The organism is Streptomyces mobaraensis (genome assembly GCF_020099395.1).
GTDB lineage: Bacteria > Actinomycetota > Actinomycetes > Streptomycetales > Streptomycetaceae > Streptomyces.
In genome coordinates this window covers 3,381,435-3,403,278 of record NZ_CP083590.1, presented here as the reverse complement: position 1 = coordinate 3,403,278, position 21,844 = coordinate 3,381,435, and the positions used below count along the sequence as shown (strand labels likewise).

Genomic DNA, 21,844 nt, shown 5'->3' with positions numbered 1-21,844 from the left:
GATGATGGCGGGGCGGCAGTCGGAACCGCACGGCCAGGAAAGACGGAAACACCATGAACAACCCCACCCCTTCGAACGGCCCACAGGTGAACGACCCACAGGTGAATGGCCCGCAGGCGAACGGCTCGCAGGAGCCGCAGGGCACCGGCGGCGGGCAGGACGGGGCGTCGGCGCCGGACCGCGAGCTGGCGCTGTGCCTGGCCCTCGGCCTGCCGTTCGGCCTCGTGCTCGGCCTGTTGTTCGGCAACATCGGGCTCGGCCTGTCCCTGGGCGTCGGGCTCGGGAGCATGGTCGGCCTGACCCTGCGCGCGCGGCGCGGGCGGGCGGGAAAGCCGGCGGAACCGGACGCGGGCGGCACGGGCGGCGGGATCGGCGGCGCCTGATGCACCACCCGTCCGGAGCGGGCGTGCTGCCGAGGGCAGGTGGGGCCACGGGGAGCGTAGGGGGCGCGTGCGTCGGGTGGAGGCGCGGGGACCGGCGCACCGGCGCACGGCCGGAATGCCGGCCACCGGCCCGGGGCAGACCGGCGGGGCGGCACCCGAAAGATCCGGCAGCGCCGCGAGAGGAGCTCACCATGCAGCGCGTCCCCCACGCCCTCGGCAGCCCGCACGGCGTCCGCGTCCGCGTCCGCGTCCGCCGTGTGCTGGCGACGGCCGTCGCCACCGCGCTGCTCGGCCTGAGCGGCGTCGCCCTCGCGGCTCCGGCCCAGGCCGAGGTCGACGCGCACCTCCTGGGCGGTGTGGCCGACGCCGTCATGAACGGAGGCATCACCGCGCAGGTGCTCCGGACCGACCTCGTGCACCACCTGCCCAACCCGTTGCAGGGCATCATCTGAGCCGGTCCACCGGGGCGGCCGGTCCACCGGGCTGGCCGGATTCCTCTCCCGCCCGTTGCCGGGGGCTCCTTCCTTCGCGATGATCACGTACCGCAGCGACTCGATCACGCAGAGGGCTGGAGATCGGACATGGCATTCCGCATCACGCTCCGCGCTGTCGCCCCCGCCCTGGCAGCCGCCGCGCTGAGCCTCGCCGTCGCCCAAGGCGCCCCGGCGTCCGCGGCGGAGCACGGGGGCATACCGGCGCACACGACGCCGAACGCACTCACCGCGCCCACCACGTCCGCCCCGGCCGACGACAACCCCTTCCGCGCCATGGAGCTGGACGGCCTGAAGGCGGAGTTCCGCTTCATGTGCCCGGCCGGGCACTGTGTGGGCTACTGGTCGCTCGCCCTCACCGAGGACCGCCTCAAGCGGCACTACCAGGGCGGGGAGTTCTTCGCGTACGCGCCCGCGAAGGGCGAGTTCGGCTTCTTCCTCGACACCGACATCGCCTACCGCACGGTCAAGGACCCGCGGCGGGTCCGGCTGGTCGACAGCGACTTCACCCGCCGGAACCCCCGCGTCGAGGTCCGCTACGGCAACCCGGACCGGCCCCGCGAGGCGGACGTCGTCGCCACGGCCACGACGTGGATGTGACGCGATCCCGCGCCGCGGGGTGAGGACCCGTCAGTGACCCGCCCTCACTTCTCCCGGGCGGCGAACGGGCCTCCGGCGCCGAAGACCCGCTCGGCGAAGCGTTCGCCGATGCGGCGGTGCCCGGCGTCGTCCGGGTGGAGGCCGTCCGGGAGCGGCACTTCGGCGAAGTCGGACTCGCCGTAGAGCGCGAGACCGTCCAGGTAGTGCAGGTTCGGGTCCTCGGCCGCCCGCTGCGCGGCGATCCGGGCGAGCTCGTCCCGGATGACGGTCAGCGTCAGCCGGGTGGGGTCGGACGGGTCGCCGAGGGCCCGGAAGGTCATCCGGTTGCCCTCGAACTGGGGCATGAGCGGCCCGGGGGTGGTCTCCTGAACCGGGCAGAAGACCGGGGAGACCACCAGCAGCGGTATGTCGGGGTGCCCGTCGCGGAGGGTGTCGAGGAAGCCGTGGACGGCCGGGGCGAAGGCGCGCAGCCGCATCAGGTCGGTGTTGACCACATTGATCCCGATCTTGACGCTGATCAGGTCCGCGGGCACGTCCCGCATCGTGCGCGCCATGAACGGGTCGAGCAGGGCGTTGCCGCCCAGCCCGAGGTTGACCAGCTCCACACCGCCCTTGGCGGCGGCCAGCGCCGGCCAGGTCGCGGTCGGGTGCGTGGCGGCGGACCCGTGGCTGATCGAACTGCCGTGGTGCAGCCACACCCTGCGGCCCCGGTCGGGGACGGGCTCCACGGGCGCGTTCGTACGGAGGGCGACCAGTTCCGTCGTCTCGTCGTGCGGCAGCCAGATCTCGACGTCCTTCGGCTCGTCCGGCAGCCCGTCGAACCGGAGGGTGCCGGACGGGCCGGGGGTGACGGTGAAGGAGCCGGTGGTCATGTCGACCGTCCGCACGTCGCCGCCCTCCGCGCTCGCCCGCCCGGCCGGGCGGCCGTCGACGAGCAGGTCGTACGTCCCCGAGGGGCGCGGCGGCAGGCCCGGGTACACGGTTTTCGTGGGCAGCACGTCCAGTTCGACGGCGGTGGCGCCGGTCCGGAAGGCCAGCCGGACGCCCGAGGGCTGGGACTCCATCGTCAACAGGCGGTCGTCCGGGAACCGCTGCCGGACCCCGGCCGGCAACCGGTGCGGCAGCAGTCCGCGTTCGGTGCGTTCCAGCTCCAGGGCGCCGCGCAGGATGCGGGTGTCGATCGGGGTGGTGATCCAGTCGGTCACTTCGTTCTCCTCACGAGGCATGGCTGCGCGGGCGTGCTTGTTCCGATCCCGGCACGGGGACGATCCCGGCACGGGGCCGGCCCCGTCCGTCCCGGGTCTCGGCGGCCGGCCCGCACGTCCGTCCGCCCTCCGGCCGCGGAAACCGGGACACCCTCACCCTAAGCGGCCCCACTGACATCGCCCGTCCGCGCGGCCTCCGCGCGCTGCGCGGCCTTGATCCTCGGCTCGGCCCAGTCCAGCCAGCCCAGGTACCACTCGGCGAAGGTCAGGCGCTCGGCCCCGCGCCGCCGCAGGGGCACCAGCCCCTCCCCGATCGCGCGCACGTCCTCCCACATCAGGCCGCGCTCCTCGCCGGTCACGACGAGCAACGAGTAGTACCCGCAGCCCTGGTGGCTCACGGACAGCGATCCCCAGGTCAGTTCGGCGTCGATCTCGTCCCACCGCGCGTCCCAGGCGTGCCAGGCGCGCCAGTAGGTCTCGTCGTCGGGGAACGCCGCCCGGCGCGGCTCGTTCTCCTCGTGCTCGTCGAGCAGTTCCTGGACCGGACCGGGCCGGAAGGGCCGGGCGAGCCGGGGCACCTCGCCCGGTGCCGCGCCCTGTTCGCCGGTCAGCCGGGTGCTCAGGGGGAACACGCCGTATTCGGGCCCCGCGCCGCTCGCGGCCACCTCCAGGAGAAATGAGCGGTAGTCCGCGGGGAAGGTGACGTCCAGGCGCTCCTCGGCGCGGGCCAGTTCGGCCTCGGTGAGGGGCGGTGCCAGCTCGAAGCGGTGCCCGCCGTCGAGCCAGACGGCCCCGAAGACCTGGTCCATCACCTCCGGCGTCGACCGGAGGGCCAGCACCCTCTCCCGTACGCCCGCCCATATGTCCGTCATGGGGCCGACGCTACCGGGCCCGGTCCGTCCTTCACCTCCCGATTTCGCCGGGTGGCGGCTGGTGCCTCCCGCGCGACAGGGCCTCGCCCTACTTCCCGGCGTGGGCGTTCCCGGTGTGCGCGTCCAGGAACTCCTCCCAGGTACGGGTGCCGAACGAGACGTCCTCCAGGGACAGGTTCTCGGCGGCGCGGTAGGCGCGCCCCACCTTTCCGGGCAGGCGCACCGGCAGCATCGGCCGCCGCTTGCCGTGCGCCCGGAGGTAGCCGCGGGCGAGTTCGCCCATGCCGTAGACGGTCGGGCCGGCCAGGTCGGGGACGAGGCCGGCGGGCTCGCCGAGGGCCAGTTCCACGAGGCGTTCGGCCACCTCGCGGGCGTCGACGGGCTGCATGCGGATCCCGCCGGGTACGGGCACCACCGGCATCTTCGCCATCGTGCGCACCACCTTCAGGACCAGGTCGTGGAACTGCGCCGCCCGCAGCGTCGTCCAGGGCAGACCCGACTCCGCCACGGCCCGCTCGGCGCCCAGCTTGGACCGGAAGTAACCCAGCGGGACCCGGTCCGCGCCGATCACCGAGATGTACACGAAGTGCCGCACCCCGGCCTCCGCGGCGGCCCGGACGAGGGCGCGGGTCGCGACGTCGTCCCCCTTCGGGCCGCCCGCGAGGTGGAGGACGATCTCGACGTCCTCCAGCGCCGCGGCGAGGGCCCGGCCGCCGTCCTGCGCGAGCAGGTCGCAGGCGACGTACTCGACGCCGTCCGCCGCCTCGCGGGCGTGCCTGCTCAGCACGCGCACGTCACGGCCGGCCTGCCGCAGGAGGGGGAGGACGTGGCCGCCCAGCGTGCCCGTGCCGCCGGTGACGAGGATGGGTGACGTCATGACTGCTCCACTGTGCTCGGACCCGGAAGCGGAACCTCCGGGCGCGTCCGCCGGTTTCGGTGATCTACTTCTCTGACCCGCAGGGGGAAGGGAATGTGACAGGTGAACGAGAGCGATTTCCCGGCCGTCCGGTTCGAGGAGCACCGGAGCCGGCTGCGCGCGGTGGCGTACCGCATGCTGGGCTCGGTGAGCGAGGCCGACGACGCCGTTCAGGAGGCGTGGCTGCGCTTCGACCGGACGGACGTCAGCGCGGTGGAGAACCTCGGTGGATGGCTGACGACCGTCGTCGCGCGCGTCTGCCTGAACGTCCTGCGCACTCGCGAACACCGTCGTGAGGACCCGCTCGACGCCGTTCCGCGCCAGCCCGATCCGCTCATCGGCCGGGAGGACGCGCCGGACCCCGAGCAGGAGGCGCTGCTGGCCGACTCGGTGGGGCTGGCGATGATGGTGGTGCTGGAGTCGCTGGCACCGGCGGAGCGGCTGGCGTTCGTCCTGCACGACATGTTCGCCGTGCCCTTCGACGAGATCGCGCCGTTGCTGGAACGTTCCACCGCGGCGACGCGCCAGCTCGCCAGCCGGGCCCGCCGGCGCGTCCAGGGCCAGGCGCCGGCCCCCGACCGCGACCTCGCCCACCAGCGCAAGGCGGTCGACGCGTTCTTCGCCGCGGCACGCGACGGCGACTTCGACGCCCTCGTCGCCGTCCTCCACCCCGACGTCGTCCTGCGCTCCGACGGCGGCGCCGCCCGGGCCCGCCGGACGACCGTCCTGCACGGCGCCCGCACGGTCGCCTCGCAGGCGGTCACCTTCTCGAAGCTCTCCCCGTTCGTCCGCCCGGTGCTGGTCAACGGCACCGCCGGTGTCGTGGTCGTCATGAAGGGGCGGTTGCTGACGGTCATGGCGTTCACGGTGGTCGACGGGCGGATCGCGGCCGTGGACGTGCTGATGGACCCCGAGCGGCTGGCCGGGGTCGAGGTGCCGGAGGTGCCAGAGGGCGAGGAGTGAGACGGAAGGGGCGCCTGACCGGTTAGCCCGCACCCACCGGATTCGGCAGCCCCGTCCACAGGTCGCCCCCCACGCCTGTGGACAGCCGCATGGCCGTCAGGGCCTTCGCCGGGAGGGGAGCCGTCCGGAGCGCGCGGACCTCCCGGGTCGAGGGGAGATCCCGGACCGCGGTGTCCAGGAGAGTCGCGAGGGTGGCGGCGTCACCGGCCAGAGGGGCCAGGGCGCCGGTGACGAGACAGCCGACGACCTTGCGGCGCAGGACGGCCGGGTCGTCGGTCAGCAGGCGGCCGGTCAGCGGCGGCGCTGGGATGCCGTGCCGGGCGAGCCGTGCGGGGCTGATGCGGATGTCGGCGAGGTCGCGGTAGACGAGGCGCAGGGGACGGTCGTCCCGGTCGACGACGACGAGCAGGTTCTGGCCGTGCGCCTCCAGGGCCACCCCGACGTCGAGCAGGTCCAGGCAGACGCCGAGTGCCAGGCGGGCGAAGGCGGCGGCCCGCGCCGGGCGTTCGCCGGGCGGCCGGGAGCCCAGCAGCGCCGGCAGGACGGCCGCCGGGACGACGCGTTCCCCGGCCGCCGCGTCCCCGTACCCGTACGGCGACTCGCGCAGCACCGCCGCCAGGTCGGCCGTGCCCGCCCCCGCCGCCGCGAGCGTGCGGGCGATGTGCAGCCGGCCGTCCAGCCGGCGGGCGACGCGTTCGGCGAAGTCGGAGGTGGCGAGGGCATGGGTGACGGAGTACGGCGAGATGTCCCGTACCGCCGATGTCAGTTGGGTGGTGACCGCCGTCTTGACGTGCACGTTCCCGCCCATGTCGAGCGTGCGCAGCGACAGCAGGGGGTGCGCCGGGGGGCCCGGGCGCAGCGGGCGGCCGTCGAGGACGTGCGCGGCCTGCCAGGGGTGCGTCGGTATCAACAGGGACCGGCCGTCGCGCAGTTCGTCCGGCCACGCGCCGGACACCGTCCCGTCCGTCACGGCCGCCAGGCGCAGCTCCACCACCGGCCCGTGCTCCGGCGCGTACGCCAGTTGCTCGGCGGCGGAGAAGCCCGGCCGCGCGCGGCAGGCGGGGTGGTAGGGGTGGCCGTCCGTCGGCCATTGCTCCCACTGCCAGGGGGACCGGACGGCGAACGGCGTGCCGCGTTCGTGGCGGGCGGCGCGGGAGAGCGCCAAGGAGGCGACGCTGTGGTCGAGTTCCGCGGTGAAACGCGGCCCGTTCGGCAGGCCGAGCCGTGCCGACACCTCGGCCATGAGCTCCGCCGGGTGGTCGTGGCGAGCCCCGCCGAGGTCCAGCGCGGTGACGGTGGTGGCCGTCGACCAGGGGTCGGACGGCGGGCCGTGCAGCCGCCGGCCGTCGGACAGGCGCAGGGTGACGCCGTCGTGGCCGTCCGCGCGGGCGGTGATCCAGGGCAGGGGTTCGTGGACGAGGCCGCGCCACAGGCGGGTCAGTACGGACGCCCTGGCGCCGGGCAGGAACGCGCTGTACACGGCCGCCACTTCCGGTGCGGCGGCGGTGAGTTCGCTGGCGAGGATCCGCTCGGCGGAGGTCCGGCACACGCGCATGTCCTACCGCGGGGGAACCCCCTCCACACATACTGATGGCCGATGAATGCACTCACCCGGGCCGCTGACGCGCTGGCCGTGACGCCACTGCTCAACTGTCTGCTCAGAGAAGCCGCCGAACCGGCCGACGTCCCCGAGCCGGCCGGGGCCGCCGCGTCGCCGGCCGCGCTGCCGGGCGAGGCGCCGGGCGCGGGCCCGATCGTGGGCCCGGCCGTGGCCCCGGGCGCGGGCCCGGCGGTGGTGAACGGCGCGTCGAGGGGCGCGGCGGTGCAGGGCTTGGTGCCGGTGGGCCCGACCTCCGCGGCTCCCACGGCTCCTACGGCTTCCACGGCTCCCATGGCCCCGGCGGACCCCGCCGCCCGCAGGGCGGCGCTCACGGTGCCGCCGCCCCTGATACCCGTGCCCCAGGACCGACCTCGTCCCCCTGATCCCCCCTTCCCATCCGCTCCTCCCTCTGTGTACCGACTCCGCGCCTCCGGCCGCCTGTTGCGCGTCCGTCCCGGACACCGCCCGTCCGCGCCCGAGCTGTGGACCGGGCGCAGCTGGCGGCCCCTGCCCCACGCGGGCCTCGTGTCCCTCGCGGCACAGGAGATGCGCGCCGCCACCGGTACGCCGAACCGCTCGCTGCCCGCCGAAATGGCCGCCAGCCGGGCCGCGGTGGAGGCGGTCCTCACCACCCGGGTGCACGCGGCACCGCCCGAGGACCCGTGGCTGCGGTCCGAGCAGGCGCTCGTCATGGGACACCCCTTCCATCCGGCGCCGAAGGCGCGCAGCGGTGGCGGCCCGCCCGCGTCCTGGCTGCGGTACGCGCCGGAGGCGTACGCCCGGTTCCCGCTCGTCCTGCTCGGCGTCCGGGAGGACGCGGTCGTGGAGGACGGCGACACCCGCGCGCTGGACGCCCTGGGCGAGGCGCCGCCCGGTTACCGCCTGCTCCCCGCCCACCCCTGGCAGCTCGAACTCGCCGGCGGCCGACCCGAGATGCGGGCGGCGTTCGCCGACGGGCGGCTGGTCCGCCTCGGTCACACGGCCCGGCAGGCCCGGCCCACGGCCTCCGTGCGCACGGTGTTCGTACCGGGGGAGACCCCGTGCGAGACCGGGCCGCGGCACCGGACGGAAGGGCACCGCTCCCCGGCGACCGCCGGTGATCTGTTCCTGAAGTTCAGCCTGGACGTCCAGATCACCAACGACGTCCGCCGCATGCGCCGCCACGAGCTCCGCCACGTCCGCCGTACCGACCCGTTGGTCACCGCCGCCTTCGCGGCGATGCGCGGCCCGGCGGCCTGGCTCAGCGAACGCTGCTACCGCACCGTCGACGGCCTGTTCGAGACCTGCGCCGTCCTCGTCCGGGACGGGCTCTCCCGGCACCTGCTCCCCGGGACGACCGCCGTCCTGGCCGCGGCGCTCGCCGAGGGCTTCGACGGCAACCCCCTCGACCGGATCGCGGAACCACTGGCCTGGTGGACGGCGTACATGCGGTGCGTGGTGCCGCCCGTGCTGGAGGCGTTCGCACGGTACGGCGTGGTGGTGGAGTGCCACCTGCAGAACACCCTGATCGCCGTGGACGCACAGGGCACACCCGTGCAGGCCGTCTTCCGCGACGCGGAAGGGGCCAAGGTGCTCGCCGAGATGCCGCGGGCTCCGGCGTGGCGGCGGCTCGCCTACTGCCTGGTCGTCAACAACCTCAGCGATGTCGCGGGCGCGCTGGCGCACCGGTTCCCGTGGTGCGGTGCGGAGTTGTGGGCCGTGGCGCGGGACGAGTTCGAGCGCTGCGGCACGCTGCCGGGCCTTCCCGCCCTCCCCGAGCTCGGCGCGCTGCTCGCCTCGCCCACCCTCCCCGGCAAGGCCAACCTGCTCTCCCGCTGGATCGGCGCGGACGGCACCGACCCCCGCTACCTCCCCGTCCCCAACCCGCTCGCCCCGCACTCCGTTACCGCACCGGGCCCGGCGCGCGCCGCCTCGCGCAGCGGGCTGCCCCCGTCCGCTCCCTGACACCAACAACCCGTAACTGCAAGGGATTCGCACCTGGTCAGTGGTGGTATGACCATGGTGGCTGCGATCGAATGCACGTGCCATGGTGGGCCCCATGGCACGCTCTCACGCTCGCGCGCACGGCCATGACCACCCGTCCCACGATCATCCGTCCGACGGCCACCCGCACCACGGCCACTCGCACCACAACCACCCACACCACGACCATCCGTCCCATGGCCGCCCACCGCACGGCCGTGGTCGGCGCGCTCTCGCCGACCGCGTCCGGCGGACGCGGCACCGGGCCGCGCACCTCCTCGCCCCCCACCACCATGACGCCGCGGACAAGGTCGACCCGGCGATGGAGGCGTCCCGCGAGGGGATGCGCACGCTGTGGTGGTCGCTCGCGGTCCTGGGCGTGACGGCGGTGGTCCAGGGGGCGGTCGCGGCGGCGTCCGGGTCCGTGGCGCTGTTCGGCGACGCGGTCCACAACGGGGCCGACGCGCTGACCGCCGTCCCGCTGGGGACCGCCTTCCTGCTCGGGCGGCGGGCGGCGAACCGGCGCTACACCTATGGCTACGGCCGCGCCGAGGACCTGGCGGGCGTCGCGATCGTCGTCACCGTCGCCGCGTCGTCGGCGCTCGCCGCCTACGAGGCGGTCGAACGGCTGCTGAGCCCCCGGCCCCTCGACCACCCGTGGGCGGTGGCGGCCGCGGCCCTGGTGGGGTGCGCCGGCAACGAGGGCGTGGCCCGGTACCGGATCCGCACCGGGCGAAGAATCGGTTCTGCGGCCCTGGTCGCCGACGGACTGCACGCCCGGACCGACGGCTTCACCTCCCTGGCCGTCCTGCTCGGCGCCGCCGGCACCGCTCTGGGGTGGCCCGCGGCGGACCCGGCGGTCGGGCTGCTGATCACCGTCGCGATCCTCCTCGTCCTGCGGGACGCGGCCCGCCAGGTGTTCCGGCGGCTGATGGACTCCGTCGACCCGGAGCTGGTGGACGGCGCGACGCGCGCCCTCCGGGCGGTGGAAGGGGTGCGCGAGGTGGGGCAGGTCCGCATGCGGTGGGTCGGGCACGCGCTGCGCGCCGAGGTGGACATCGTCGTGGACGCCGAGCTGAGCGTGGTGCGGGCCCACGAGCACGCGGTCGCGGCCGAGCACGCGCTGCTGCACGCCGTGCCCCGGCTGGTCGCCGCGACCGTGCACATCGACCACACCACACCCTGCGCCGGGGCGGGCGCCGCCGCGGACCCGCACGCCGCCCTGGCCCACCACCTCACGGCGTAGGCCGCGCCGCCTCCGGTGCCGGTGACGGGACGGCCGCGGTGACGGGAGGGTGGTGGGGGGCGGGGCGCCGCCCGGAGCGCCGTTGGCGCTTGAGGTCGCCGGTACGCCTTGGGGTGCCCATGGCGCGCTCGTGGCGCACCTCCGCACAACCCCTCCGCCGTGGGGGGAAGGCGTGTGCGAGGGGAAGGTTGGTCACTAGAGGTTCACGTACCGTAATCGACCGATGAGGAGGACGGCCATGGCCTTGATCCCCGTTCCCGGCCCGAAGCGAAGCGCGGTGGCGGGCCCGGACCCCGGGCCGGGCCCACGCCGCGGCCACCTGAGCGCGGTGAGTCCCCCCGCCGGCGCCCTGGTGGCCGTGCGGGGCGGCGTCGCGTCCGGGCCCGACCGGGGGCCGTCCCGTGTCCGCCCGGGTCCGGTACGCCGGGCGAGCCCGCCTAGGAGGCCGGGCGCCCGCGTGCGGCCGGTGGGGCGCGGTGTGACGATGGTGATCGGGGGTGTTTCCGGAGTGAGTTCATGCTGAGTGGCTGGAAGAGGGTGCTCCCATGACCGGCATGAAGAGCTGGAACGTACAGATCAGCATCAAGGAGAACGCCGAGACGGTGAACGCGGAAGCGCGGCTGAGCGGGGCCGCCGCCGGGACGATGGTCGGCGAGGGAGTGGCCCGCTGCAATCCCGCCGACGAGAACGTGCCGGAGATCGGCGACGAGCTCGCCGTGGCCCGCGCCATGTCGTCGTTGTCCCACCAGTTGCTGAACACGGCGGCCACGGACATCGAGCGCCACACCCACAAGCCGGTGCAGGGACTCGGGGTCTGAGAGACGCCGGCGCCGCGAACCGCGCGCCGCACCTCCTCGAACCGCTTTTCTCCACCGGCCACGGACGCCGTACACGGACGCCGTTCCCGCATCGCGCCGAGCGGAAGAACGGCGTCCGTGATGTCACCGCGTCCCCGGTCACCGCGTCCCCGGTCACCGGCCGGCAAGGCGTCGCCGGCCCCGGCCCGCCCGGCGGGAGGCCCGCGCATCCTGACGTGCGGGGGCCAGGCCGGCGTGCCAGTCTGACGACTCGGGGCGGACAGGGGCCGACAGGGGCGGACAGCGGGGGCAGGGGGCGGGCCGGGGAGGGCACACAGGAGCAGGCGGCAGAAAGGCCGGCGCATGAGTGGCACCAAGTCCTGGACCGTGAGCATCAGCATCAGCGAGCACGACCACGTCGTCACCGCCGAGGCCCGCCTCTCCGGCAAGCCCCCGGGCCCGATGGTCGGCGAGGGCACGGCCCGCTGCCATCCCGCGGACGAGAACGTGCCCGACATCGGCGACGAGCTCGCCGCCTCCCGGGCCCTGCACGTCCTGGCGGATCAACTCCTCGACATCGCCGTCAAGGACATCGAGCGCCACACGCACGAACGCGTGCGGGGGATCGAACCCTGAACCCGGGCACGCCCCCGGCCCACCCCCGGAACGCTTCGACAGGGGGTCACTCACTCGGGTGAACAGCTCTGGTGTGTTCGACAGAGACCTGTTTCATTTACACGGGTAAGTCCACAAATCGAGTGAATCATCCGGGTATAGGTGTGGCGTGCTTGCCCCTGCGGAATCGGTCTGTAGATATCGGCGCGCCACCAAGGCCGTGCCCTTGGGTATGGGGAGTGCTTCGCATGACCACTGAGGAATCCGAACGGACGTGTCCCTTCCGTCACGATGAAGCGCTGGAACCGGACCCGTTCATGGAGCGGATGCGGACCGAGGCCCCGGTCGCCAAGGTCCGCATGCCGTACGGCGAGGGCGAGTGCTGGCTGGTGACGCGGTACGAGGACGTCCGTACGGTCACCCAGGACCGACGCTTCAGCCGGGCCGCGCTGATCGGGAAGGACTTTCCGCGCATCACACCGGCGCCGATCGCCCAGTCGGAGGCGATCAACCTGATGGACCCGCCGGCGCTGAGCAGGCTGCGCCGCCTGGTGACCACCGGGTTCAGCAACAAGCAGGTGGAGGAGTTGCGGCCGAAGACGCAGCAGCTCGTCGACAAGCTGCTGGACGCGATGGAGGACGAGGGATCGCCCGCCGACGTGGCCCACCACCTGGCGGGGAAGCTGCCGCTGATGACCATCTGCGAGCTGCTGGCCGTCCCCATGGAGGACCGCCCGCAGCTGCGCGCCTGGGCTATGGCCATGATGTCCATGAAGCCCGCGGACAAGGAGGCGGCGGCCGAGGCCAAGGCCGGCCTCCGCCGCTACTTCGCCGGCCTGACGGCCGAGCGCCGCCGCAACCCCGGCAGCGACCTGCTGAGCTCCCTGGCCACGGCACGGGTCGGCGAGGAGATGCTGGACGAGAAGGAGCTCGCCGTCATGGGCATGCTCCTGCTGGTCACCGGGCACGACACCAGCACCTACGAGATCTGCAACATCATCTACACCCTCCTGACCCACCCGAAGCACCTGGCACGGCTGCGCGAAGAGCCCGAGATCATGCCGCGGGCCCTGGAGGAGCTGCTGCGGTACATCCCGTTCCGCCAGGGCGTCGGCATCCCCCGGGTGGCGCTGGAGGACGTCACGTTCAACGGCGTGACGATCCCGGCCGGGGACGTCGTCCACGTCTCGTACCTGTGCGCCAACCGCGACGGATCGGTCTACGAGCGCGCGGACGAGCTCGACTTCGACCGGGAGGACCCGGTACCGCACATGACCTTCGGCCACGGCTCCCACCACTGCCTCGGGGCCCATCTGGCCCGGATGGAGCTCCAGATCGCCATCGGCACGCTCATCAACCGTTTCCCCGAACTGCGCTTGGCCGTACCGGCGGAGGAGGTGCAGTGGAACACCGTGTCGATCTGGCGTTATCCGCTCACCCTGCCGGTCGCCTGGTGAGGAGGCCGACCATGGCGACTCTGTGCAGACCGGCCATCGCCGTCCCCGAGCACATCATCACCAGGGAAGAGACCCTGGAACTGGCGCGCACCCTGCACGCGGACCACCCGCAGCTGGAGCTGGCGCTGCGGCTCATCGGCAATACCGGGGTCCAGACCCGGCATCTGGTGCAGCCGATCGAGGCCACCCTCAAGCATCCGGGCTTCACCGCCCGGAACAACCTCTACGAGGCGGAGGCCAAGGCACGGGTGCCCGATGTGGTGAACCGGGCACTGGAGCACGCGGAACTGACCGTCCAGGACATCGACATGATCGTGTACGTGTCCTGTACGGGCTTCATGATGCCCTCGATGACCGCGTGGCTCATCAACACCATGGGTTTCCGGAGCGAGACCCGCCAACTGCCCATCGCCCAGCTGGGATGCGCGGCGGGCGGGGCGGCGGTCAACCGCGCCCATGACTTCTGCAGCGCCTACCCCGGGGCCAATGTGCTCATCGTGGCGTGTGAGTTCTGCTCCCTGCTCTACCAGCCCACCGACCTGGGGGTCGGCAACCTGCTCTCCAACGGCCTGTTCGGCGACGCCATCGCCTGCGCCGTGGTTCGCGGGGACGGCGGTACGGGAGTGAAGCTCGAACGCAACGGCTCGCACCTGGTGCCGGACACCGAGGAGTGGATCTCCTACGGGGTGAAGGACACCGGGTTCCACTTCATCCTGGACAAACGCGTGCCGGGCACCATGGCGATGCTGGCCCCGGCGATGCGGGAGATGGCCGAGCCGTACGAGTGGGACGTCTCCGAGCTGGACTTCTACATCGTGCACGCGGGCGGCCCCCGCATCCTCGACGACCTCGGCAAGTACCTGCGGCTGGAGCAGTCGATGTTCCGCTACAGCCGGCAGACGCTGGTCGAGCGGGGGAACATCGCCAGCGCGGTCGTCTTCGACGCGCTGGAGCGGCTGTTCCAGGACGGCGGCGCCGAGCACGCGGCGCGCGGTGTGATCGCCGGCTTCGGCCCGGGCATCACCGCCGAGATCGCCCTGGGCACCTGGTCGGGCGCGGTCACCGGCAACGGCCACCGCGCCCGCAAGTCGTCCGCCGACCGGAACTCTTCCGTGACACTGCCGGCCTGAGCGGACGCGGGAGCGCGGGTCACCTTCCCTCTCGGTGACCCGCGCTCCTCGCTGTGCGCTACGGCCTGACTGACGGCCTGCTTACAGGTCGAACTCGGAGGGCGCGATGCCCAGGGCGAAGCACGCCTCGCGCACGACGGCCTGCTCCTCCTTGTCGAAGTCGCCGTCCGCGCCGCCGATGACGATGCCGATCTGGATGACGGCACGCGCCTCGGTGGGCTTCTTCTGGACCTTGCCGATGGTCTGGAGCAGGCTCACCTTGCCGAAGTCGAAGTCGGCGGCCAGCTTCTGGCAGTAGTCCGTGAACTTCGCGTGCAGGTCGTCCGCCGGGAAGTTCTGCAGCACCTCGTTGGTGGCGATCAGCGAGGCGACGCGCTGCCGCTCCGAGGCGTCCACCGAACCGTCGGCCGCCGCCACCAGCGCGCACATCGCCATGCTCGCGTCGCGGAACGCACCGCTCTTGAGGTCGTTCTTCTTCGCGACCAGCTGGCCCTGCATCGTCGTGGCCGATTCCTTGAGCCGGTCCCAGAGCGCCATGTGCGTGTCTCTCCTTGTGAAAACGGGGGTAGCACTGGCAGAACTGACCGGAAGGCGCAGAAGTTCCCCCCGGGACGACGCCGGGCATCCCCGCATCGGCCCGCACCCCCCGTGGTGTCCCCGATGTCCGTCAATCCGCGCCGGGACCGCCGCCCTTCACCCCGCCGTCAGCGGATCCAGCACCATCGGCTTGACCCTCCCCTCCATCATCGCCCCCAGCCCCAGCACCGAGCAGTGGTCCGGGTTGGCCGCGATGTGCACGGTCATCCCCGTCGCGTCCTCGATCATCGTGTCGAGCCCCGGCATCAGCGCACTGCCGCCGGCCAGCATCACGCCGCGCGTCCCCAGGTCCGCGACCAGGTCCGGCGGGCAGTCCCGCAGCACCCGCCCTATGGCGTCCAGGACGACGGTGAGCGGTGTGCGCACCGCCTCGCGCACATGCGCCGTGCTCACCAGCACGGTGCGGGACAGGCCCGTCGCCACGTCCCGGCCGCGGACCTCCGTCTCGGTGCCGCCGCCCATCCGGTCCGCGCGGAGGGCCATGTGCAGCGGGTACAGGCCCTGGGTGGGCAGCATCAACTCGTGCTCCGCGCGCAGGTGCTGGACGATCGCGTAGTCGATGGCGTCCCCGCCGACCTGCACCTTCTCGGCCGCCACGATGGAGCCGAGGGAGAGTACGGCCACCTGGGTGGAGGCCGCGCCGCAGACGATGATCATCGTGGCCTCGGGCAGCTCGACCGGCAGTCCGCAGCCGACGGCCGCCGCGACGAGCGTGTCCACCAGCTCGACCCGGCGGGCGCCGAGCCCGGTCAGCGTCTCCACCGCCGCGCGCTGGGCGATCGGCTCGGCGTCGTGCGGCAGGCAGACCGCGGCCCGCAGCAGCGGCCTGCGCCGCCAGGCGCGGCGCAGCTTGTCGCTGATCAGGTGGCGCAGCATGCGCTGGGCCATGTCGACGTCGACGACCGTGCCGCCGGAGACCGGGCGGACGACGCGGATGTGGGCCGGCGTCCGGCCGGCCATGCCCTCGGCGAGGGCACCGACGGCGATGAGCGAGCCCGTCCTGGTGTTGACCGCGGCGATGCTCGGCTCGTCGACGATCAGGCCGGTGTCGCGGGCGTAGACGCGCGTGCGGGACGCGCCGAGGTCGACGGCGATGGTGCAGCGGCTCAGCTGGGCGAGGCTGAGGGTCATCACGGGCTCATCTCCCCGGCGGCGGTGCGGTGGCGCGGGACCGCCGAACGGCGGCCCCTGGGGCCATCGTGCGGTGCGGCACGGCGCGTCGCCCGCCGGAGTGCGCCACTCGGAGGAGCGGCCCCGCCGGCGGCCGGGCGCACCGGGGCACGCGGAGGTGGACACCCCCGTCACCCACCTCCACGGCCCCGGTGCGAAGAAGTCTGCCAGGGGGGTCTGACAACGCCGCTGACCTGCGGGTTCATAGGGCCGGCCGGCCGCGCGCGGAGTCGGGCCCGGGCGGGGTCCCGACGCGCGTCCGAACCCAGGTGACGTCCCGACGCGCGCCCCGCCCCCGTCCGCCCTACGCTCGGGCCATGAGCGCGTCGAAGAAGGGGCCGGACGGGCCGCACGGGCCGTCGGCGTGGCAGGTCGCCGCCGACGTCGAGGGCCGCCCACCGGACCGCACCTGCGGCCACCTGGCGCAGGCCCGCCCGGTGACCCCCAACACCCCGGAAGGCTGCGAGGAGTGCCTGCGCATCGGGAGCACCTGGGTGCACCTGCGCGCGTGCCTGGTCTGCGGGCACGTGGGCTGCTGCGACAGCTCGCCCCACCGGCACGCGAGCGCGCACGCGCACGGCACGCCCGGTCACGACCTCGCGCGCTCCATCGAGCCGGGTGAGGACTGGGCCTGGTGTTACGCGGACGAGCTGCTGCTCCTTCCGTCGTAGCTGACGGCCTTCAGGAGGGCGCGTCGGCACAGGCAGCGGACGACGGCCAGGTCGCGCAGCACGGACCGCCCCCGGGGCGGCCGACTCCCGGCGTTAATGAAAACCATTTCCACATGCTACCTCGCCCGATCTCCGGCGGCCGGGTGTGCATACCGGACAAATGGCCGAGACGCGCCATTGCGGACCGAGCCTTCCAGCTCTGACAATCAGCCGCGAAAGCGAACGCGCGCGTGGGCCGGGGACGGGGGCGTCATGGACACCGAGGTGAGCGTGGTCGGCCTGGGGGCGATGGGGGCCGCGCTGGCCGGCGCGTTCCTGGCCGCCGGGCACGCGACGACGGTCTGGAACCGGACGCGCGACAAGGCGCTGCCGCTTGTCGCGCGCGGCGCGGTGGAGGCCGCCTCGTCCGAAGTGGCCGTCGGCGCCGCCCCGCTGGTCGTCGTCTGCCTGTCGACGTACGAGGCCGTGCGCGAGGTGCTGGCGCCGTGCGCCGCGGAACTCGCGGGCCGGACGCTCGTCAACTTCACCTCCGGATCGCCGGTCCAGGCCCGGGGCGCCGCCGACCGGGCACGCGAGCGGGACGTCCGCTACCTCGACGCCGCGGTCCTGGTGATGCCGTCCGGTGTGGGCCGGCCGGACTCCCTCCAGCTGTACGGCGGGCCGCGCCCCGCCTTCGACGCGCACCGCGGCGTCCTGGCCGCCCTCGGGGACCCGGTGCACCTGGGGGACGACCCGGCCCTGCCCGCCGTCCACGACGTCGCGCTGCTCGGCCTGCTGTGGTCCACGCTCACCGGCTGGCTGCACGGCGTGGCGCTCACGGGCGCGGACGGGCCGGGCGGCGGGGTGTCGGCGACGGCCTACACCGGGGTCGCGGGCCGCTGGATGAGGACCGTCGGCCGGCTGATGGAGGAGTACGCACCGCAGATCGACGCGGGCGCGTACCCGGCCGGGGAGTTTCCGCTGGACCAGCACCTGATGCTGATGGGGCTGCTGGAGCACGCCGGTGAGCTGCGAGGGGTGGAATCCGGTCTTCCGAGGGTGTTCCTCGGGCTGGCGGGGCGCGCGGTGGAGGACGGGCACGGCGCCGACGGGTACGCCCGCCTCATCGAGTACGTCCGGGGGCGCGCCGCCCGGTGACGGCCGGGCCGCCGCCGCTCCTGGTGGCGATAGGGCGCCCGGTCACCACCGGGCGCGGGAGCGGAACCGCGCCCGGTACGCGCGGTCCGGCCCTTCGAACCGCCCTTCGAGAAAGGGCCGTTCCGCACCCCGCGAATACGTCCGGGAAGAGGGCGGAGTGCGGCCGCGATACGGGAGGGACGGGCGACGACGCCGAAAGGGGCGGACCGGAGGGCGAAGTACCGGAAAAGGACCGGCCCCCGGATGAATCACGCGCCGAGCCGTTCCGCGCGCCATCCGGAGGATTCGCGTCAATGACGGCCGCGACAGCGGCAATTGTCCCGGGCAAGCGGAAATGGGCATGGGAAATCCGCCCCGCGTCGTAGTGGCGGCGCCACCCTCAGTGCACGTGCATCTGCTCGTGCCGGGGAATGTGAACCGCGGCTATGATCCGAAGAAGTTGCCATCCCCGTAAACGCATGGGGATGCCCCCTGCGGCGATCCGGGAGACTCCAGTGCCACACGTCTACAACGGCATGGTTGCATCGGGCATCGATGGAGTCGTCTGGCGGAAGAGCCGGCACTCCAACTCACAGGGTTCCTGTGTGGAGTTCGCGAAGTTGCCGGGTGGCGGGGTCGCAGTGCGCAACTCCCGCCACCCGGATGGCCCCGCTCTCATCTACACCCCCGCGGAGATCGAGGCCATGCTGTTGGGCGTCAAGGACGGTGAATTCGACTACCTGGTGGCCGAGTGACCGCGAAATGCGGTTAATCGCGCGGCAGTCGGAACAGCGCCCAGACGACCTTGCCGTGCAGTGCGCCCGCCAGGGGGTGCCAGCCCCAGGCGTCGCTGAACGAATCCACCAGCAGCAGTCCGCGCCCGTGCTCGTCGCCTGGGGCCGCTTCCCCCGCGAGCGGCCCCTCCTCGCTCGGATCGCGTACCGCGCATACCAGCCGCGTCGTCCACCGCATCAGATGCAGGCGTACGGGAGGTTCATACCCTCCGTCGACGCGGCCGGTCGGTGTGGCGTAGCGCAGGGAATTGGTCACCAGTTCGGAGACCACCAGCGCCACGTTGTCGAAGATGTGCTGGACCCCCCACTGCGACAGGGTGATTCCGGTGAACCGCCGGGCCGTACGGACGGCTTCGAAGCGCGGCGGCAGGGCGCAGGAAGCGGAGTTCGACACCGCGGATGAGTCGAACCGGGGCAGCCCCCGCCAGACGGGGGAGAGCACAGTCGATCCTTCGGTACCCATCCGAGGCACTCCTGCAATCGTGGACGTGACGTGCACGTGTGCGGGGTCCATCGTTTCCGATGCGCAGGGCGGATGCAAGGGCAGATGCACGTGCACGTGGGGGATTTGGGGGCGCACAAGAGGATTGGGGAGCAATTATTCCTACGCCCCTCGCCGTAGCGCACCCGTCGTTGGCCGGTATCCGTAACCGGATGTGCACACAACGATGCCCGGGGGTGGCAGACTTCGGCGCCGAGGGGGAGCGGGGGTCACCCTCGGAAGGGTGAGCGCGACGGCGGACGGACAGGCCGGACCAGACCGGAAGGAAGGGTCGACGAGATGACCACGAGCGAGTCGAGCGGTTCCGTGGTACGCCGCATACTCCTCGGCTCCCAGCTGAGGAAGTTGCGCGAGTCCCGGGGGATCACCCGCGAGGCGGCCGGGTACTCGATCCGCGCGTCCGAGTCGAAGATCAGCCGCATGGAGCTCGGCAGGGTGAGCTTCAAGACGCGGGACGTGGAGGACCTGCTCACCCTCTACGGCATCACCCGGGAGAGCGAGCGCGAGGCGCTGCTCGGCCTGGCCAGGGAGGCCAACGTCGCCGGCTGGTGGCACAGCTACGGCGATGTGCTGCCGAGCTGGTTCCAGACCTACGTCGGCCTGGAGGGCGCCGCCTCGCACATCGGGATCTACGAGGTGCAGTTCGTCCACGGCCTGCTCCAGACCGAGGGCTACGCGCACGCCGTCGTCGTCCGGGGCCAGCCCACGGCCGACCCCGCCGAGGTCGAACGCCGGGTGTCGCTGCGCATGGAGCGGCAGAAGCTGCTGTTCTCCGAGCGGGCGCCGCACTTCCACGCCGTCCTCGACGAGGCCGCGCTGCACCGCCCCTACGGCGACGCGGACGTGATGCGCGGGCAGCTCCAGCACCTCATCGACCTCTCCGAACAGCCCAATGTGACCCTCCAGGTGATGCCCTTCCGGCACGGTGGTCACGCTGGCGAGAGCGGGGCGTTCACCGTGCTCCGCTTCCCCGAGTCGGACCTGCCCGACGTGGTGTACCTGGAGCACCTCACGGGCGCGCTCTACCTGGACAAGCCGGATGAGGTCGCCCAGTACGAGCGCGTCATGGGGCGGCTGCGCGCGGACAGCCTGTCCCCGTCGGGAACGCGCGACCTCATGCGCCGGTTACTCCAACTCCCCTAGCTCGTCAGTACGATGACGGCCAATCAGCAAGTCTGAACCAGCCCGGCCGGACGGTCGGGCTCCGGCAGACAGGGATGACGGATGTCGTACTCCTCCGCGTTCAAGGACCTCGCGTACCAGTACATCGACGGCCGCTGGCGGCCCGGTACGGGCTCGTGGGACATCGTCGACTTCAACCCGTACGACGGGGAGAAGCTCGCCTCCATCACGGTGGCCGGCGTGGACGAGGTCGACGAGGCGTACCGGGCGGCCGAGCGCGCCCAGGTGGCGTGGGGGAGGACCAACCCGTACACCCGGCGGCTGGTCTTCGAGCGCGCGCTGCGGATCATCGACGACCACGAGGACGAACTGGCCTCGGTGATCATGGCGGAGTGCGGCGGGACGGCGCTGAAGGCCGGCTTCGAGCTGCACCTGGCGCGGGAGTTCCTCCGGGACGCGCTGCAGATCGCCCTGCGCCCGGAAGGCCGCATCCTGCCCTCGCCGGACGACACCCGAGAGAACCGGCTCTACCGGCTGCCGGTCGGGGTCGTCGGTGTGATCAGCCCGTTCAACTTCCCGTTCCTGCTGTCGCTGAAGTCCGTGGCGCCCGCCCTGGCGCTCGGCAACGCGGTGGTGCTCAAGCCGCACCAGAACACGCCCGTCTGCGGCGGCGGCCTGCTCGCCAAGGTGCTGGAGGACGCGGGGCTGCCGCCTGGCGTGCTGAACGTCCTGGTCACCGATATCGCGGAGATCGGGGACGCGCTGATCGAACACCCGGTGCCCAAGGTGCTGTCGTTCACCGGCTCCGACAAGGTCGGCCGGCACGTGGCGACCGTCGCCGCCTCGCACTTCAAGCGGGTGGTGCTCGAACTGGGCGGCAACAGCGCGCTGGTCGTCCTCGACGACGCGGACGTGGACTACGCGGTGGACGCGGCGGTCTTCAGCCGGTTCATCCACCAGGGGCAGGTCTGCATGGCCGCCAACCGGGTGCTGGTGGACCGTTCGGTGCTGGACGAGTTCACCGAGAAGTTCGTGGCGAGAGTGAAGTCCCTCAAGGTCGGCGACCCCTCCGACCCCGCCACGCACATCGGTCCCCTGATCAACTCGGGTCAGGCGGAGGCGATCACGTCCCTCGTGGACCAGACCGTCGCGGACGGCGCCACCGCCCTCGTCCGGGGCCGCACGGTGGGCACCCTGGTCGAGCCGAGCGTCCTCACCGACCTCCCCGAGGACTCCCCGGTCCTCCGCCAGGAGATCTTCGGGCCCGTCGCGCTGATCATTCCGTTCTCCGGTGAGGAAGAGGCCCTGCGGATCGCCAACGCCACCCCCTACGGACTGAGCGGCGCCGTCCACACGGGGGACGTCGAACGCGGCGTCCGCTTCGCCCAGCGGGTGGAGACCGGCATGATCCACGTCAACGACGGCACCGTGCACGACGAGGCGATCGTGCCGTTCGGCGGTGAGAAGCACTCGGGCCTCGGGCGGCTCAACGGGGACGCCATGGTGGACGCGTTCACGACGACGAAGTGGATCTCCGTGCAGCACGGGCGCAGCACTTTTCCGTTCTGAGGGTCCCGCCGCCCCAGTAGGTCAGGAGATGACCTACTGGCGCCCTACTGTTGAGCCGTCAACAGG

General features: G+C 72.8%; 22 protein-coding genes. 15 read left to right on the top strand and 7 right to left on the bottom strand.

From position 1 onward, the window contains the following. Positions 1 to 53 precede the first annotated feature (53 nt). The 3 genes from K7I03_RS14625 (at position 54) to K7I03_RS14615 (ending at position 1,474) form a co-directional block, all read left to right on the top strand. Positions 54 to 383, top strand: a complete 330-nt coding sequence (locus K7I03_RS14625) for a hypothetical protein (protein ID WP_185942306.1) — start codon at positions 54 to 56, stop codon at positions 381 to 383. Between the two features lie 191 nt (positions 384 to 574). Next, a complete protein-coding gene (locus K7I03_RS14620; protein WP_185942305.1) occupies positions 575 to 835 on the top strand; it encodes a hypothetical protein in 261 nt (86 codons plus the stop codon). Between the two features lie 129 nt (positions 836 to 964). Then, complete coding sequence (locus tag K7I03_RS14615) at positions 965 to 1,474, top strand: hypothetical protein (protein WP_185942304.1); 510 nt, start codon at positions 965 to 967, stop codon at positions 1,472 to 1,474. Between the two features lie 44 nt (positions 1,475 to 1,518). Here K7I03_RS14615 and K7I03_RS14610 read toward each other — a convergent pair whose 3' ends face one another. The 3 genes from K7I03_RS14610 to K7I03_RS14600 form a co-directional block, all read right to left on the bottom strand. Beyond that, positions 1,519 to 2,700: a GDSL-type esterase/lipase family protein gene (locus tag K7I03_RS14610; RefSeq protein WP_185942303.1), complete on the bottom strand. Its 1,182-nt coding sequence runs from the start codon at positions 2,698 to 2,700 to the stop codon at positions 1,519 to 1,521. Between the two features lie 137 nt (positions 2,701 to 2,837). Beyond that, positions 2,838 to 3,551 carry an SMI1/KNR4 family protein gene (locus K7I03_RS14605; RefSeq protein ID WP_185942302.1) on the bottom strand — a complete coding sequence of 238 codons (714 nt, stop codon included), beginning with the start codon at positions 3,549 to 3,551 and terminating at the stop codon, positions 2,838 to 2,840. Between the two features lie 88 nt (positions 3,552 to 3,639). After that, positions 3,640 to 4,428 carry an SDR family oxidoreductase gene (locus K7I03_RS14600; protein ID WP_185942301.1) on the bottom strand — a complete coding sequence of 263 codons (789 nt, stop codon included), beginning with the start codon at positions 4,426 to 4,428 and terminating at the stop codon, positions 3,640 to 3,642. Between the two features lie 102 nt (positions 4,429 to 4,530). On the opposite strand from K7I03_RS14600, the gene K7I03_RS14595 reads away from it, so the two are divergent. Then, the gene (locus K7I03_RS14595; protein ID WP_185942300.1) at positions 4,531 to 5,430 is read left to right on the top strand and encodes a sigma-70 family RNA polymerase sigma factor; all 900 of its coding nucleotides are present in this window, start codon (positions 4,531 to 4,533) and stop codon (positions 5,428 to 5,430) included. Between the two features lie 22 nt (positions 5,431 to 5,452). Here the strand turns inward: K7I03_RS14595 and K7I03_RS14590 are convergent, their stop codons facing one another. After that, positions 5,453 to 6,985 (bottom strand): IucA/IucC family protein, encoded by a 1,533-nt coding sequence (locus K7I03_RS14590; RefSeq protein ID WP_185942299.1) that lies wholly within the window; start codon positions 6,983 to 6,985, stop codon positions 5,453 to 5,455. Positions 6,986 to 7,027: 42 nt separating this feature from the next. Between K7I03_RS14590 and K7I03_RS14585 the strand changes: the two genes are divergently transcribed. The 6 genes from K7I03_RS14585 to K7I03_RS14560 all read left to right on the top strand — a co-directional run bounded on the left by K7I03_RS14585 (position 7,028) and on the right by K7I03_RS14560 (position 14,237). After that, entirely contained in the window at positions 7,028 to 8,974 is a 1,947-nt protein-coding gene (locus K7I03_RS14585) for an IucA/IucC family protein (RefSeq protein ID WP_185942298.1), read from the top strand. Positions 8,975 to 9,068: 94 nt separating this feature from the next. After that, positions 9,069 to 10,238: a cation diffusion facilitator family transporter gene (locus K7I03_RS14580; protein WP_185942297.1), complete on the top strand. Its 1,170-nt coding sequence runs from the start codon at positions 9,069 to 9,071 to the stop codon at positions 10,236 to 10,238. A gap of 545 nt (positions 10,239 to 10,783) precedes the next feature. Then, positions 10,784 to 11,056 (top strand): DUF1876 domain-containing protein, encoded by a 273-nt coding sequence (locus K7I03_RS14575; protein ID WP_185942296.1) that lies wholly within the window; start codon positions 10,784 to 10,786, stop codon positions 11,054 to 11,056. A gap of 342 nt (positions 11,057 to 11,398) precedes the next feature. Next, positions 11,399 to 11,671, top strand: coding sequence for a DUF1876 domain-containing protein (locus tag K7I03_RS14570; RefSeq protein ID WP_185942295.1), 273 nt, complete (start codon positions 11,399 to 11,401; stop codon positions 11,669 to 11,671). Positions 11,672 to 11,898: 227 nt separating this feature from the next. Then, positions 11,899 to 13,107: a cytochrome P450 gene (locus K7I03_RS14565; protein WP_185942294.1), complete on the top strand. Its 1,209-nt coding sequence runs from the start codon at positions 11,899 to 11,901 to the stop codon at positions 13,105 to 13,107. 11 nt (positions 13,108 to 13,118) lie between these two features. Further along, the gene (locus tag K7I03_RS14560; protein WP_185942293.1) at positions 13,119 to 14,237 is read left to right on the top strand and encodes a type III polyketide synthase; all 1,119 of its coding nucleotides are present in this window, start codon (positions 13,119 to 13,121) and stop codon (positions 14,235 to 14,237) included. Between the two features lie 81 nt (positions 14,238 to 14,318). On the opposite strand, the gene K7I03_RS14555 is transcribed toward K7I03_RS14560, so the two are convergent. Beyond that, positions 14,319 to 14,774, bottom strand: coding sequence for a tellurite resistance TerB family protein (locus tag K7I03_RS14555; protein ID WP_185942292.1), 456 nt, complete (start codon positions 14,772 to 14,774; stop codon positions 14,319 to 14,321). A gap of 156 nt (positions 14,775 to 14,930) precedes the next feature. Further along, positions 14,931 to 15,965, bottom strand: a complete 1,035-nt coding sequence (locus K7I03_RS14550) for a rod shape-determining protein (protein ID WP_185942469.1) — start codon at positions 15,963 to 15,965, stop codon at positions 14,931 to 14,933. 356 nt (positions 15,966 to 16,321) lie between these two features. Between K7I03_RS14550 and K7I03_RS14545 the strand changes: the two genes are divergently transcribed. The 3 genes from K7I03_RS14545 (at position 16,322) to K7I03_RS14535 (ending at position 18,546) form a co-directional block, all read left to right on the top strand. Further along, a complete protein-coding gene (locus K7I03_RS14545) occupies positions 16,322 to 16,675 on the top strand; it encodes a UBP-type zinc finger domain-containing protein (RefSeq protein WP_313772152.1) in 354 nt (117 codons plus the stop codon). A gap of 252 nt (positions 16,676 to 16,927) precedes the next feature. Further along, positions 16,928 to 17,812, top strand: coding sequence for an NAD(P)-dependent oxidoreductase (locus K7I03_RS14540; protein WP_185942291.1), 885 nt, complete (start codon positions 16,928 to 16,930; stop codon positions 17,810 to 17,812). 494 nt (positions 17,813 to 18,306) lie between these two features. Continuing rightward, a complete protein-coding gene (locus K7I03_RS14535) occupies positions 18,307 to 18,546 on the top strand; it encodes a DUF397 domain-containing protein (protein ID WP_185942290.1) in 240 nt (79 codons plus the stop codon). A 13-nt stretch (positions 18,547 to 18,559) separates the two neighbouring features. Here K7I03_RS14535 and K7I03_RS14530 read toward each other — a convergent pair whose 3' ends face one another. After that, positions 18,560 to 19,048, bottom strand: a complete 489-nt coding sequence (locus tag K7I03_RS14530; protein ID WP_185942289.1) for an ATP-binding protein — start codon at positions 19,046 to 19,048, stop codon at positions 18,560 to 18,562. Positions 19,049 to 19,366: 318 nt separating this feature from the next. On the opposite strand from K7I03_RS14530, the gene K7I03_RS14525 reads away from it, so the two are divergent. Together K7I03_RS14525 and K7I03_RS14520 are read left to right on the top strand one after the other, a co-directional pair. Beyond that, the gene (locus tag K7I03_RS14525) at positions 19,367 to 20,230 is read left to right on the top strand and encodes a helix-turn-helix domain-containing protein (protein WP_185942288.1); all 864 of its coding nucleotides are present in this window, start codon (positions 19,367 to 19,369) and stop codon (positions 20,228 to 20,230) included. 81 nt (positions 20,231 to 20,311) lie between these two features. Further along, positions 20,312 to 21,778 (top strand): aldehyde dehydrogenase family protein, encoded by a 1,467-nt coding sequence (locus K7I03_RS14520; RefSeq protein WP_185942287.1) that lies wholly within the window; start codon positions 20,312 to 20,314, stop codon positions 21,776 to 21,778. The last annotated feature ends 66 nt before the right edge of the window (positions 21,779 to 21,844 follow it).